Raw genomic sequence first — 14,508 nt, 5'->3', positions numbered from 1 at the left:
TCTTTTGAGTTCGTGCAACGGGTTTGAGGTTCCGCGGCATGTGGCCATTATCATGGACGGCAATGGCCGCTGGGCCAAGGCTCGGCGGCTCCCACGAAGCGAGGGACACCGTAGGGGTTTCGAAGCCGCCCGACGGGTTGTAGAGGCGGCCAGCGAGCTAGGAATTGGCTACCTGACCTTGTATGCGTTTTCCGTGGAAAACTGGGCTCGCCCTTCCTGGGAAGTTCGTGCTTTGATGGAAATGCTCGAGGAGTTTCTTCGGTCGCACCGGAGCGAGCTTGTGGAAAAGAACATTCGTTTGGAAGCGATTGGGCGTCTGACAGACCTCCCACCTGCTGTCCGGCGGGAACTGGAGGAAACGCGAGAAGCCACAAGCAAAAGTACGGGTCTGACCGTGGTATTGGCGTTGAGCTATGGGGGAAGGGTAGAAATTGTCGAGGCGGCTCGCTCTCTGGCAGTGGAGATTGAGGCTGGGATGCTTCGCGCGGAGGAGATTGACGAGACTCTTTTTCGGCAAAAACTCTACACGGCGGGCTACCCGGATCCCGACTTACTCATCCGAACCAGTGGGGAAAAGAGAATCTCTAATTTTCTTTTGTGGCAAATTGCGTACACCGAGCTGTATGTGAGCCCGACCCTATGGCCGGACTTTGGTCCGGAAGAATTTCTTGCGGCCCTGCAAGACTATGCCCAGCGGCAAAGACGATTCGGAAGGGTCTTGCAGAATGGGTAATCTTAGCCTTCGTGTGGCGTCCACGATCTTTCTGTGGACGGCAACGCTGGGAGTAATCCTAGCTCGGTGGAAAACTGGGGTGATCCTTCTTCTAGCTGGGTTGGGACTGGCGGCCCAGTCGGAGTTTTACGCGATGTTTCAACCGCAAGGAATGGCTGCGTTTCGGAAAACCGGCCTTCTCTTTGGTCTTTTGCTCATGGGGGGTTGCTGGTACAGCTTGGTCTGGAATCCCAGCTTCGGCCAGCGCTACCCGTTTTGGCAGGAAGGAGTTCTGGTAGGTCTTCTTTTTACTCTTCTCGTGCGGGTGGTGTTGTGGCCTGAAGGGCCGGCGCCGATCGGCCGGGTGGCGATCACCCTTTTGGGGTTTGTCTACGTGCCCTACCTTTTGAGTTTCCTGGCCCGGCTGGCCTTACTCTCGTCTCCTGGCTACGACTCGTTTGCGGCGGCGCTCTATCTTGTGGCGACCACAAAATGTGGCGACGCGGCTGCGTTTCTTGTGGGTTCTGCTGTGGGGCGCCACAAGCTTTTGCCCCGTGTGAGTCCTGGCAAAACCTGGGAAGGGGCCGTTGGAGGATTGGCCCTTTCGGTAGGGGTCAGTGTGGGACTTTGGCGCCTCCTTCGAACTGGGCTGCGAGGGTTTAGCTTGCCGGAGATTGTGGGGTTAGGGCTTTTTTTGGGGGTTGCCGGAGTGGTAGGGGACCTGGCCAAATCGGTTGCGAAGCGACAGGCGCAAGTAAAGGATTCTGGTTCGATCATTCCGGGGATCGGAGGAGCGCTCGACTTAATCGATAGCGTCCTTTTTACTTCTCCCCTTTTGTATTGGTACACGCGGCTTCGCTTCTAGATGGGAAGGGAAATGGGGCCTTAGGAAAGGTTTTGCTTGGGAGGAAAGTTTGCATGTCGCCGGCAGTCAGGGAGGCATGGATCTGGGCTGGATCTCTGGGGGCTCTGGGTATCGCTACGGCTTTGGTGGGTAGAGGGAGCTGGGTTCTCCTTTCCCTTGTGTTGTGGGCAGGGGCTGGAGGGGTCGCCTTTTTTTTCCGGGATCCTCCGCGTCATCCCCAGTGCGTGGGGTCTTTGTCCATCCTGGCACCGGCCGATGGCACCGTGGTAGAGGTTGGCCCGGCGCAGGCGCCTTTTGATCTTGGATCCAGGCGCAGGATTGCCATTTTTCTTTCTCTTTGGGACGTTCACGTCAACCGGTCCCCGGTAGAAGGTCGGGTGGTCCGGCAGGAACGACATCCCGGGCGTTTTTGGGACGCCCGGTCGGCGCGGGCGGCGACGGAGAACGAGCGCGTGGATTGGTTATTGGAAACAGTGCGTGGCCCTGTGGCCCTGCGACAGATCGCCGGAAAAGTTGCCCGGCGGATTGAAACCTGGGTGGGCCCTGGGCAGAACGTTTCGCTGGGACAAAAAATCGGAATGATCCGGTTGGGGTCGCGCGTGGAGCTATATTTACCCTGGGAATGTCAATGCCGGATCAGGGTGGGGGACCACGTTCGGGCAGGAGAAACCTGCCTGGGGAGCTGGCCGTGAAGGACGCCAGAGAAAACCAAGGCGAGGAGCAGATCTACCTGTTACCCAATCTTCTCACGGCCGGAAATCTGGTCTGTGGGTTTCTGGCCATCCTCAAGATCCTGGCGGGTACCTTGGAGCGAGATGCGGACGCGGCCGGGTGGATCCGCACCTACGAGAGTAGTGTCGGGTTTATCCTTCTGGCGTTTGTTTTCGATGTCTTGGACGGCCGGCTTGCGCGGCTGGGAGGCAAAGAGAGCGCTTTTGGTCGCGAGCTTGATTCTTTGGCCGATCTTATCTCCTTCGGGGTGGCGCCTGCGTTACTGGTTTTTGAAATTGTCTTGTATCGTTTCCCTCACCGGCTGGGGTGGGTGATCGCTTGCGCTTATCTCATTTGTGGAGCCTTGAGGCTGGCCCGGTTCAATGTCCACGCGGCTCGGGGGGTCACAACACGTTCGGGGGATTTTACGGGTTTACCGATCCCGGCTGCCGCTGGGCTTGTTTCGTCTCTGACGCTCCTCCTTTTGCACTACTACGAAAAGGACCGGGATTTCGAGCAGGGATGGGGCAAATATGCCCTTGCGGCTTTGCTTTTGTTCCTTTCGATCATGATGGCAAGCCGGGTCCGATATCCAAGCTTTAAGGGTTTTGGTTGGCACACGCAGAGACCGATGGCTCGCTATGCAGGCATTGTTGCTTTTTTGACCCTTACAATCCTTTACTACAAGTGGATGCTGGCCGTCGATTTTACGGCATACTTGCTTTACGGATTCCTTCGGCCGTTTTTGTCGCGTTCGTGGCGGCGGGAAATTGAAGAAGAGGAGTCCGACGAGGGGGTTTCTCTGTGGGAGGTGTCTCACCCCGAGGACGCCCGGCAAGAGCTGGAGAAACGGAATGGGAGTCCACCTCTGGGCTAGAACGTTGCCAGTAGGAAATCCTCCTTTGGATCCCGTCATCATCCTGAAGGATGCGTGGCCGGTAGGCAAAGATTCCTTGAGGCCGGTCGGTGGGAAGGGGATGTTCGAGGGAAGGGAGAGAAAAAAGAGAAAAAGCTTGCCATCCTCCGCCAGGGCTCCGCGCAAGCTCTTTGGGATCGGGACCGGGTCGAAGGATGGGCCGCCACAAGACCAGGGTATGGCAAAGGGGTGAAGCTTTCTCCAGAAGATCCCGAGTCTCCAGGCGTCCCGCAAGGACCGCCGGATCCACCCGCTGCCAAAAAATCTTTTGGGAAAGAAAACGCCAGCGGCGCTCGTCCTCTGACTCTTGTAGGGGCTCCGGAGGACGGTCCTGGTCCGCTACGACCCGGCAGGGCGACCAGCCGACGTAGTCGCCACTTTTGGCCCAACGCACGCAGGCTGGGTGCCACTGGCTACCCGCGCGCCATACCCAGCGCCCGTCCGCTTGCAGCACCCAGTATCCGTAGTGGTCGGTCGCCCAGCTAAAGGGTTCTTCCCCCTCCCAGTACCACCCGAAGTCGGTATAGTGCCACCGCCCGCGCGTCATTGGCTGGTAGTCCTTCTGGGCGGGGCGGTAGACCCAGTGGTTTTGCGAGTCCCGTTCCCAGTGCCCATAGGGCTCTAGAAGCTTAAGAACATGGTCGAAATCCACGGCGGGCCGCTCCGTGTACGGTGCGATTCCACCCTGTAGACTCCATGGGGCCAAAACGAAAAGAAACCCAGTGACAAACCGTCTCATCGCGCCGTCCAATGGATAGATAGGTACTCTCTTTGGGCCCACCTTGCATGTGACAGTTTGGTGACGTTCGCTCAATACAAACGGCAGCTTCCTTGGGCTCCCTCTTGCGATCCGTGGACTTCGTTGGGCTTGCAAGGAAACAGACGTCCCCTAGTCGGCTTCCGGAAAGACACAGAGGCCGTGAGAAGGTTTGACGAAAAAATCGGAAGGCAAGACGATCGCCAAGCCAGCAACAGCCGTGGGTCACAACGGAAGGTAACGACGGATGCCCTCCGAAAAAGGCGTCCAGTGAATGCCGAGAAGCTCGGCCGTTGGTGTCGGGTCGCCCCAGCTTCCCTCTTCCAGTACGCAGAGCTCGGAAACGGAAAGAAGCCGCGGTCCCACACACCGTTCCGCAAGCCATGCCGCCGCGTAGCTCACAGGCCACGGAACGGGGGGAAGAAGCCAAGTAGGATCGCAAGTGGCGTGAAGCAGGAAAGAGAGCCCCAAAAGGATCGAAGGGAAAGCGAGGGAAGGGGAAACCCCAAGAAGCCCACTACCTGCAACAGCCAAAACCACGCCGCCTAGGGCTTCCGACCATCTACGAAGCGTTGCTGCCAGGGGGGATGAACGAGGCGTTTGCGAGGGAACTCCCACCGCGGCGAAAATTTCTTCGACAATGGCCCGAAGGGAAAGCCGCTGAGGTCCGGCCACCACGAGGGTCCGACCAATCGCATCGGGATGCCCCAGGGCGCGCAGGCAAACCTCGGCCACGTCCCAAACTGCAACCGGTTGGAGAAAGCTAACCCCTCCCCCGGGAAGGGGTAATGTCTTAAGGAGAAGGGATGCGGAAAAAGACTCGACGAGCTGGGCGATCCGAGTGGTGAAGCGATCCCCTTTGCCAAAGATCACACTGGGCCGGAGGATGGTCCAATCCAGAGGGCTTGCTTGGACGCATTGCTCGGCTTGCCACTTGCTGCGGTAATACCGACAGAGAGAATAGGGACGAGCCCCTAAGGCACTAACGTGAAGAAAACGGCGAACCCCTTTTTGGCAAGCTGCTTCCACGACCAAGCGGGTGAGGCGAGTGTGAACGTCCTCGAAGGGAGCCTGGGGGGTCTCAGTCACGGCACCGACTAAGTGGATCACCGCGCTAGCGCCTTCGCACGCCTTGGCCAACCTCGAAAGGTCATAGGGACTTCCCTCAAAGAAGGCGCACCCGTATTGGGACTGGAGCGCCTGGCCCTTGTCCCGGTAGCGCGTAAAGATCCGGACCTCAAACCCAGCCTGGCGCAAGCGAGGAACCAAATTCCTTCCAACAAACCCGGTTCCACCGGTAACAAGAACGGTTTGCATGCCAAAACCTCTCTTGGCTGCCAAGCTACCGGAGCACAAGGGTTGCCAACAGCCAAAAGATTTGGGGACACATAAGGCTGTGTATGGGAAGAAATCCGAGTGAAGTTACGTGGGTGGGCCAAGGGGCAGGGTGTTGGCTACAAAAGGGCTTGGCGGATGTGGAGGGAGGGGGGGTGTTTGGCGATTCCCCGCAGAAGAGTTTGCCATTGGGGATGGTGATGGTTCCAGCGGAGTCTTCAGAACCGCATGGGCGTGGTCTCCTGTGCGCGGGTGTGGAGAAGTGCCGATAAAAAAGGGAAAAGGGGATTGGGGGAGGAGAGCTCGCTTGGGTTCTTTGGGTTGGCTTCTTCTCCAGCCAAAAGTTGTGGATCGTCAAGGCTGTCAAGGAGGTGGGCTCTGCGAGGAAAGGCGATCGCACAGGGCTCCTTGCACAGGTCTCTGGTCCCAAGGTTGCCGTCATCCGGGTCGAGCACTGTGACCGGCTGATGCGTTTTGGTTTCGAGTAGCGGGAAGTGGCATGGGCTATGGAGAGTCGAGCGATCCTGGTGGTGGATCCCAATTGAGAAGAGGGGCGATATCGTGCGCGATCGGCAGGTGGTTATGGTTTGGTTTGTGTGCCAGGCTTCACAAAAAAATCGGCGCACAACCGCGCTCCGAGGGCGCTGGGAGCCATTGATGAATAAGGTCCCAATGGTGACATGAGAGCGGCGTTTTTGACCCTGACATCGGAAGAGCTTTCGCGTCTTACCACGTGCGCTCTGTGGGCGGGTGGGAGTCGAGTTTTTTTGCTAGATGGGGGCTTCTGTTTCGCTCAAGTAGGGCAATTGATCCTTCCTTCTTGATTTTGGCTTGACCGCCCAGGAGTTCCCTAGCCTTTCGCGTCCGAGCTTAAAGGAAAGACGGCTTTGAGCGGCTAAAGGCGGCCCGAGCTTATGGGGGAAGCTAGGGAGCGGGATCTGGAGAGTGCGGAAAGGTGGTCCAAGGGCTTGAAAAGAAAAAGCCGGGATCAAACGTTTTGCACGGAAAAAAGCGGCGGCTGGCCATTTTGTGAGCGAACCTCAGTGCGCTTCTGGCCGAAGAGGAGTCTTTAGCGGCTGCGTGTCTCTTTGGGTTTGCGCTGCATTATCCTTGGAAGGCGGATACTCGAACCATGCGGAGGGGAAGAGGGATTGGTAGGGGGAAGCGGTCAAGCGCCCTGTTTTTCCTGGGGTTGAAGGGAAAGACCGGCGCCGGCCAGTCCTGTTCAAGCCGGGGTATGCCCGGCTCTTTTGTAAGGGCGTGTACTTGCGCCTACGGCCAGGAGGTGATCCTTTGGGCTTTCTTCGCAAGCCCGAGGGTGCGGGGTGCCAACCCAAGAGAGGCAACTCGTTTGTCTGCGGGAGGGATCTTGCGTTTGGGAAGGAAAAAGGGGTGGCGGGTGTTTACCGAGCGGGTCCAAGCGCGGACCTCTTTCGCTCCCTGAAGAGGCGGCCTTGCCGGAGTGGTCGGCATCGAGATCAACGAGGATCATGGCACCTTGGCGCAAGAGAGATCGGTTTGGGAATCTTGTGAGAATCCGCAGGATCCGATGGAATCTCTCTTGGCACAAGCGAGGAGGCCAAAGCGATTTCTATTGATTTACTAATGTGTGCTAAGAGATCGCCCGGGGCTTGCGCGAAATCGGGCCACAAGGGGGCGTGGGATCGAACGGTGAGATCTTGGCAAGAGGAAGCTTGAGCTTGAGTCAGTGGGTCCCGTCGGAGCTGCTCGGTCTTTTCCTTCGTTTCGCGCCAAGGTGATCGTGAGTGCTTACGTCGGCTTTTTTTTCGCGCCGGAGTCGAGGTGAGGGAAGTCAGACCCGGCCTACCCGTCTCTGATCGCTGCGGTCAACCCCGCGTGTCGCCCGGAGCGTATGTCCGATCGGGAGGAACTTGACGGCCTCCCGCGGCCTTTGGTCGCGAAAACGCGCGACTGGGCGCTACTTCGGCCTTTGCCCCGGAAACCCCGACCCGCAAGTCGTCGCTAGCCCTGTTCTTGGCCGGCGTCCGAGACCATCCTCCCTAACAGAGGAAGGGTTGTGTGGGGTCTTAGGAGAGCCTCCTGCGCAGGTTTGCTTCCGTGCTGCCCGCAGTGAGTTCCGCGGAGGAAAAAAGGCGAAGTAAATGGGCTGACTTTGGAGGAATCGCTTGATTACAATGGAAGGGAAAGGAAAGAGAAAAAGGCGGGAGGGCGTATGAAGCGGCGGGTGAACCTTTGGAAAGCGGTCGCCTTCCTCGGGATCTGGGTGTGGGTGCTTGGCCCAGGAGGATGGGCGGAGGCGGCCCCTGTCCGGAGCTACCGGGGCGGCGGAGCCGGTTCGGGTGGGAAGGTGTTGACGGCGTTTGAAGCCAAGAGGATTGCCGATCGAGCCGTCGGTGCGGAGTTGCGGGAAAGAATACTCGAAATCTGGGGTCCTCGAAGCCCGACAGCACTCACTCCAACGTGCTGGCAGTTTCTCTACTATGACCCAGGGGCAGCGTATCGATCAAGAAAAGTTGTCGTTGTAGATGATCGCTTGGGAGCTGTGGAAACAGGCGGTCCGGATTGGGAGCACCTGCGGCTGGTTCCGTATAAGGAGGGGGAGGTGGTTGAACCCTGGCGATTACGGATCGATTCGGACCGGGCTTTGGAAATTGTGCAAAATCGAGTGGCTTGGAAGGGGGTTCGATTAAGCACGGTCACCTTCTGGCTCCGGAAAGATCTCAACCAGGGTGGTCCTCCCTTCTGGCACTTGCAGTTTTTTGCTGATCGGGAAGGATACGAAAAGGATATTGGTTATGCGGAGGTAGCGGTGGACACCGGAGAGATCCTTCGGATGCGGATCGAACCGGAGAAGGCTTTGCCGAAGGCGCGCGGGTGAAGAAAAACCTCGGGAGCCTGCTCCCGAAGGGAAACGGAGAGTTTCCAGCGGGATCTCGGAACGCGGGGTATGTGTTTCGGGGATCCAAGGGGACGGTCTTGTGGGAAAGCTAGTCATTGGGGAAAGAGGGGAAGAGGCGCCAAGGGAGGGGGTTGGACCGTTACGTGCCGTGCACCGGTCGGTGCAATCTGGGGACGCTATCCGGCATCTCTACGTCCACGTTCCGTTTTGCTCGCGGGTCTGCCCGTTCTGCGGGTTTTACGTACACCGGCCGGTTCCTGGCCTGGGCCAGAGATATGTGGAAGCAGTTGTCCGGGAGTGGGAACGGCAGAAAGAAGTCTACCGGGTGGAACTGGAGACGATCTATCTGGGGGGAGGCACTCCCTCCCTTATGCCCCTAGTTTTTCTATCGCGTCTTACGCACGCACTCGGCGCAGCGGAGGTGGAAGAGGTAACCCTAGAAGCTCATCCGGCAACGGTGACCCAGGAACGGCTGAGGGCTTGGCGGCAGATGGGAATCAACCGGTTGAGTCTTGGGGTCCAAAGCTTCGATCCCGGTGAGTTAGCCTGGCTGGGGAGACCGCCGGATCCAGAAAGGATGCTAGAAGCCGTGCGGTGGGCACGCGCGGAGGGGTTTTCCAATCTCAATCTCGATCTTCTGTTTGGCTTGCCGGGACAAACGGAAAAGCGTTGGCGCAAGACATTGGAGCAGGCGATGGCGCTGGAGCCGGAGCACTTGAGTGTGTACTGTCTGACCGTGGAGGAGGGCACTCCCTTGGAGCGGGAGTACCGAGAGGGCCGGTTTCAGAGGGATCCGGAAAGGGAGGCGCGGCTGTGGCTACTGGCCCAAGAACTGTTGGAGGCGCGGGGGTGGGTCGGCTATGAAATTTCCAATTATGCAAGGCCAGGTTGGCCGTGCCGTCACAACCAGGCCTACTGGCAAGGAAGAGATTATTTGGGACTGGGTCCGAGCGCCTGGTCCACCGTGGGGGACCGGCGGTGGCAGAATGTGGCTGACACGCAAGAATATATCCGCCGGCTAGAGGCGGGAGCAACGTGGGTCGGCTTTGAAGAAGGGATCGGAAGAGAAACGCGGCGCAAGGAAAGAGTTGTTTTTGGCCTTCGGACTGCAGAGGGGATTCCAGAGGAGCTAGTCACCCCAGAGGAAGCCCAAAAGCTCGCTCTCTGGGAGGCGGATGGCTTGGTGCTCCACAGAGAGGGACGGTACCGGCTAACCGTGAGAGGAAAACTTTTTGCGGATGAACTTGCAGGAGAACTCTTGTAGGCGAAGGAGTGGGAAAGACTCTTGAGGATCCGTGGGGAAAAAGGTTTTTGTGGCGTGGGGTCCTTTTTTGGTTCGGCAAGCGCGGCCATGGAAAAAAGTCGCGCTCGAGCCTCAAGGGTTTCCAGTGGCCGGATGGTGGGAAGCGGGCTATTGCACGCTTTGTAGCTTTAGGGTCCAATGGAACGGCTTTTTTTTGTGAGAAGCCTTCTTGTCGGCTGCTTCCTGCCGGCTTGTGGAGGTGAGAGGCAGGACGGGGAGGAGAAGAAAGGAAAGGGATAAAGTCTCTCGCAAACGTTTTTAGGACGGAAACGTGGGGAACAAGGGAAAAGGGGCTTCTCGGGAAAGTTTTGTAGAAAAAAGGGCTTGAACCGTTTGCCTGACGTGTTATCGAGCGGGCTTTCTTTTTCCAAAAGTGGGGAGATGGGTTAGGAGCGGCAAAGCGGCTCATGCGCTTGGGGGTATCGGTCCCTATGGTTTGACGCGAGGAGGTCGGGGGCGTTTCGGGGAGAACGCGCTGGCGGCAGGCATCGCCGGTATGACTGGCCAAAGCTCCTATCGGGAGGCTTCCGGGCCCTAACCTGTGGGCTGACCGCGGCAATCATTGCTTCTGCCCGCCTTCTTTGGCCATGGTGAGAAGAAGGGCTTGGAGCACTGGAAGCAGGTTGTAGAGCTTGATTGTGCCCGGGAGAATTGGACGTTTGTCCCTATCTCTGGCTTGGGCCGGGGATGAAGGATCGTAAGAATGGGCTTAAGAAGCGACTGCTGGACGGTATCCCTAGTGGTTGAGTCCGCCGGCTGGTGAGATCACCCAGGTTAGTGAGATCACCCATAAGGACGGGCTGCTCCGCTTGGGAGCGGAGCGAGTGTTCCCACTTTGCTAGGCTCAGCGCGTCCGAGGCGAGGGGGGTCATTTTCCATCCAGGCGAGGGGAAAACCTTCGAGCAAGACTTGGCCAAGGACGTGCTGGAGATGATCCGCCGTCTTCTTGGCTCGGGCTCTATGGCTTTTTGATGGACGTTTGGAGCCGGAGGGTGCTGAACGGTCGCAATCAGGCGGGGGAGGAGGGGAGGTATGCGCATGGCTCATCGGATGGCGGTTGATCCGAAGAAAGAGGGAGCGAACCTGCTTTGCCTGGGTGTCTGGCGTGGCCGGCTTTGTCTCAAGCTGGGCCTTGGAAGGGTGGCGGAGGGAGCGAAACCGGCTGAAAGGGGACGGCTACACACAGATGTTCGATGTGATCAGGTGCGCGGGCGCTCGAGGCGATCCTCGATCTTGGAGTGGCTTTCCGGGCGTTCTTTTGAGGGACACGGCCGGTGTTGTCGGCGGAAAAAGAAAACGGTGCGCGATCGTTTTTGCGTGGCCCATGAGGCCTCATCTTTCGTGTCGACGTCCCGAGGCTCCGGCTTCCCAGCGTTGGCTGGGTGCGGGTGCGTGAGGAGGTGCGCTTTGACGGCAGGTGTAAGCGTGTGACGGTCAGCCGAGAGGCGAAGAGGTGGTTTGCCTTGATCCTGGTGCGTACCGACGACATCCAGAAAGTCGAGCATTCCTAGAGGAGAGTCGCCGTCGATTTTGGCATAACCATGTTGGCCATGCGCGAGTAACCGGGAAAAAGCGATTTTCGGCGCCAACGCGCGACCAGGCGGCTTTTGAGGAAGTTGCGTAGGCAAAGCCTGAGGGCATCTCGGAAAAAGAATGGCTTGGGCTAGCGGGAGAAAAGCCAAATTGCGCCTTGCCACGATTGACCCGTGCAGCGCAAGCGTCCGGTGCCATGCCATGGACAAAGCCACGTACGAGGCTTGCCAAGACCTAGCGCCGCATCGGCATTGAGGATCGGAATGTTCAAGGGATCGTACGCAACCGTTACCTTTCCCGGTCGATCCTGGATGGCGCATGGTCCGAATTTGGTCGCCGGCTTTCCTACAAGGCGGCGACCCATGGGGAACGCTTGGCGGCAAGCTCTGTGGCGGAAGTCTTGTGGAGGGGAACGCAAAGACGCCGAGCGCAGGCCCCCAGTGAAACAGGCCTCGGAAGAAGGTTCTAGCGGGAGCAGCCCGGGAAGGAACGCCTGTGGAGACCGGCTCTGGGGTACAACGGTGCTCTGCACCGGTCTCCGAGCACCCGGTCGAGAAAGGACCAACGGAACGGCAAGCTCGCCGCAGAGCTTTGGTTGGGGACGGGGTGTTTTCGGTAAACTTGGGAAAGCGGGCTCTCTTGTAGGGTGATGCCGTTGGTGCGAGGAAGTTTTGAGTCCCGGAGGTCTTGAGGCGGAGGGGATCCAGGCCGCTGGCAACAAAAGCGAGGGAAAACCCCTTTCCGGCGGGACCAAACGGGGCTAGCCCGAGCGAGACAAGGTTTAACCTGGAGAGGATTCCAGCGCTTGGAGGTGGGCGAGCACACTTCGGGCCAGTGCTTGGGTGTTGTAGCCGCCCTCGAGGATCGAGACGATTCCTTTTGCCTGGACGGTTTCGACCAGTTCCACACAGAGATGGGTAAGCCGGGCGAAACTTTGTTCCACGAGGAGCATGGCTCCCAAAGGGTCGTCGCGATGGGCATCAAAACCCGCTGACACAAGGAGAAGCTCTGGGCGAAAGGCGGTTAGGGCAGGCAGGATCCTCTCCCTGGTGGCTCTGAGGTAATCCTCCTCGGTGCTTCCGGGCGGGAGAGGGACGTTGAGGGTAAAGCCCAGTCCGGGGCCCCGGCCGGTCTCGTCACTGGCGCCGGTGCCCGGGTAGTGGGGATATTGGTGAAGACTTGCGTAGTAGACCGTGGGGTCTTCGTAGAAAATTTCTTGAGTGCCATTGCCATGGTGAACGTCCCAGTCGAGGATGGCCACGCGGGAAATCTTGTAGGAGGCCTGGGCATAGCGGGCGGCAATGGCGACCGTGTTGAGGAGACAAAACCCCATCGCGGCAGCAACCCGGGCGTGGTGGCCAGGGGGACGCACGGCACAGAAAACCGATCGTGCTTCTCCGCAGCAAACAAGGTCGATGGCAGCCAGCGCGCACCCGACGGCTGCTTGGGCAGCAAGATAAGAGTCTCCGCCCGCGTACGTATCCCCGTGGTCGAGGGGTTGCAGGGGTTTGCCCTGGGTCTGCCTGAGGCGTTGGAGATATTCTGGATCGTGGACGGAGGTAAGCCAGGGTTCGGGGTCGACCGGCGGAGCCGTCGAAAGGAGGCGCAGGTGGAGGGGATCACTCTCCAAGGCAGAGAGAATGGCAGAGAGCCGTTCGGGTCGCTCGGGGTGCCCGGCTGGGGGCCGGTGCCGGAGGCAGGCGGGGTGAGAAAGAAAGGCGACGGGCTTGAGGGACATGGCCACGGAAAAAACGTGAGAGTTTTGGGGGTAGCGGGTTTTCCTTTACACTCCATCCTTCCCCTTGGCAAGAGGGAAGAAAGGAGACGGGTTTTGGACAACACGGAAGAGGAAGGAGCCGATGCCGAAGGAATTGGTCTTGGGTCATTCGCCGGATGCCGATGACGCTTTTTTGTTCTATGCTCTTCTTCAAGGAAAGGTAGACACGACACCCTATCGGATTCGGGAAATCGCTGAAGGGATTGAAGAATTAAACGAGCGGGCCTTTCGGGGAGAACTGGATGTCACGGCCCTGTCGTTTCATGCTTATCCTAGGGTTGGGCACCTCTATGAGCTTCTGCCCATCGGGGCAAGCATGGGCGAAGGGTACGGGCCTGTGGTGGTGGCGCGGAGGCCGCTGGGAAGGGAGGAGCTGCGAAGAGCGAAGCTGGGCCTGCCGGGCCGATGGACAAGTGCTACGCTGGCACTGCAACTCTACCTGGAACGCTCGCTTGAGGAACTGCGCTGGGAGGAGGTACCGTTTGAAGAGTTACTCGATTGGGTAGCTGAGGGAAAAGGGGATGCGGGTGTGATCATTCACGAGGGGCAGTTACGCTTCCAGGAATTGGGCCTTTGCAGTTGTGTGGACCTGGGGCGATGGTGGTGGGAGACTCGGCGGCTCCCCTTGCCTCTGGGAGGCAATGTGATCCGGCGCTCGCTGGATCCCGAACTAAAAAGGCGGGTGGTGGGATGGTTGCGGGAGAGTCTTGGCTATGCCCGGAACCACGGAGAGGAGGCCTTGGCCTATGCGGCTCGGTTTGGAAGGGGATTGGATCGGGAGCGGCTAGCGCGGTTTGTGGGGATGTATGTTAACGACCGGACGTGGGATTGTGGAAGAGAGGGAAGGCAAGCAGTAGAAAGATTCCTTGGCGAGGGGCAGCGGCGAGGATGGGTAGATCCGTGCGAGCTCCGGTGGTGGGAAGGGGAAAGCCATGAGTGAATGGGAACTGGGGGGGAAGCGACTGTCTTCCCGGCTTTTCATGGGGACTGGAAAATTTGCGTCCCCGAAGCGAATGGTGGAGGCCTTGGAGGCCAGTGGTGCCCATTTGGTGACGGTTGCCTTGCGACGAGTGGAACTTACGGGGGAAGAGAACCGGCATCCGGATCTTTTGGACTATATTGACCGGAACCGGTACTGGGTAGTCCCCAATACGAGCGGAGCCCGGGACGCCGGGGAGGCGGTGCGACTGGCGCGGCTGGCGGCCAGTGCCGGGTTGCCCCGGTGGGTGAAGCTCGAAATCCATCCGGATCCTCATTATTTGCTTCCCGATCCCGTAGAGACGCTGGAAGCGGCCCGGATCCTTGTGCGGGAGGGGTTTATTGTCTTGCCCTACATCCATGCCGATCCGGTCCTGGCCAAAAGACTGGAGGAAGTCGGGGTGGCAGCGGTAATGCCTTTGGGAGCGCCGATTGGCTCCCGGAGGGGGCTGGAAACCCGGGCGATGCTAGAAGTCATTCTGGAACAGGCGACCGTCCCGGTCATTATCGACGCGGGACTCGGGGCTCCCTCGCACGCGGCGGAGGCGATGGAGATGGGGGCAAGTGCGGTGCTGGTCAATACGGCGATTGCGGCCTCCCCCGACCCGGTAGGGATGGCTTGGGCGTTCCGGATGGCGGTGGAAGCCGGGCGAAGAGCCTTTGAAATCGGTCTGAGGAAGCCCGAAAAGCAAGCGGTGCCGACGAGTCCCCTGGAGGTTTTCCTGTGAACAAAACTGGGA

The 14,508-nt window shown here is 59.0% G+C and carries 10 protein-coding genes and 1 pseudogene; 8 read left to right on the top strand and 3 right to left on the bottom strand.

The genetic code is table 11. The features are described from left to right. Positions 1-4: 4 nt before the first annotated feature. From KK925_RS00635 to pssA, 4 genes are read left to right on the top strand one after another with little or no spacing between them, the layout of a single operon-like run. On the top strand, positions 5-733 hold the full coding sequence (locus tag KK925_RS00635; RefSeq protein ID WP_214096175.1) for an isoprenyl transferase: 729 nt from the start codon (positions 5-7) through the stop codon (positions 731-733). Then, positions 726-1,577: a phosphatidate cytidylyltransferase gene (locus KK925_RS00630; protein ID WP_174581665.1), complete on the top strand. Its 852-nt coding sequence runs from the start codon at positions 726-728 to the stop codon at positions 1,575-1,577. The genes KK925_RS00635 and KK925_RS00630 overlap by 8 nt, the downstream gene beginning before the upstream one ends. 53 nt (positions 1,578-1,630) lie before the next feature. Beyond that, positions 1,631-2,269, top strand: a complete 639-nt coding sequence (locus KK925_RS00625; protein ID WP_174581664.1) for a phosphatidylserine decarboxylase — start codon at positions 1,631-1,633, stop codon at positions 2,267-2,269. Beyond that, positions 2,206-3,165 carry a CDP-diacylglycerol--serine O-phosphatidyltransferase gene (gene pssA / locus KK925_RS00620; protein ID WP_214096174.1) on the top strand — a complete coding sequence of 320 codons (960 nt, stop codon included), beginning with the start codon at positions 2,206-2,208 and terminating at the stop codon, positions 3,163-3,165. The genes KK925_RS00625 and pssA overlap by 64 nt, the downstream gene beginning before the upstream one ends. Positions 3,166-3,565: 400 nt before the next feature. On the opposite strand, the pseudogene KK925_RS11340 reads toward pssA, so the two are convergent. Both KK925_RS11340 and KK925_RS00615 read right to left on the bottom strand, forming a co-directional pair. Then, a pseudogene (locus KK925_RS11340) lies at positions 3,566-3,943 on the bottom strand (DUF6600 domain-containing protein); the annotation flags it as partial. A 243-nt stretch (positions 3,944-4,186) separates the two neighbouring features. Then, positions 4,187-5,278, bottom strand: coding sequence for an SDR family oxidoreductase (locus KK925_RS00615; RefSeq protein ID WP_174581663.1), 1,092 nt, complete (start codon positions 5,276-5,278; stop codon positions 4,187-4,189). A gap of 2,212 nt (positions 5,279-7,490) precedes the next feature. On the opposite strand from KK925_RS00615, the gene KK925_RS00610 reads away from it, so the two are divergent. Beyond that, positions 7,491-8,156 (top strand): hypothetical protein, encoded by a 666-nt coding sequence (locus KK925_RS00610; protein ID WP_174581662.1) that lies wholly within the window; start codon positions 7,491-7,493, stop codon positions 8,154-8,156. 100 nt (positions 8,157-8,256) lie between these two features. Beyond that, positions 8,257-9,441 carry a radical SAM family heme chaperone HemW gene (hemW, locus tag KK925_RS00605; RefSeq protein WP_174581661.1) on the top strand — a complete coding sequence of 395 codons (1,185 nt, stop codon included), beginning with the start codon at positions 8,257-8,259 and terminating at the stop codon, positions 9,439-9,441. 2,353 nt (positions 9,442-11,794) lie between these two features. Here the strand turns inward: hemW and KK925_RS00600 are convergent. Beyond that, positions 11,795-12,751: a histone deacetylase family protein gene (locus KK925_RS00600; RefSeq protein WP_174581866.1), complete on the bottom strand. Its 957-nt coding sequence runs from the start codon at positions 12,749-12,751 to the stop codon at positions 11,795-11,797. 121 nt (positions 12,752-12,872) lie between these two features. Here KK925_RS00600 and KK925_RS00595 point away from each other — a divergent pair, with 121 nt between their 5' ends. Then, positions 12,873-13,730, top strand: a complete 858-nt coding sequence (locus KK925_RS00595; protein WP_174581660.1) for an MqnA/MqnD/SBP family protein — start codon at positions 12,873-12,875, stop codon at positions 13,728-13,730. Next, complete coding sequence (locus KK925_RS00590; protein WP_174581659.1) at positions 13,723-14,496, top strand: thiazole synthase; 774 nt, start codon at positions 13,723-13,725, stop codon at positions 14,494-14,496. The genes KK925_RS00595 and KK925_RS00590 overlap by 8 nt, the downstream gene beginning before the upstream one ends. Positions 14,497-14,508: the final 12 nt, after the last annotated feature.

Source organism: Candidatus Methylacidithermus pantelleriae (genome assembly GCF_905250085.1).
Lineage (GTDB): Bacteria > Verrucomicrobiota > Verrucomicrobiia > Methylacidiphilales > Methylacidiphilaceae > Methylacidithermus > Methylacidithermus pantelleriae.
Note: the sequence above shows the minus strand (reverse complement) of the source record. Positions and strands in the feature narration are given on the sequence as shown.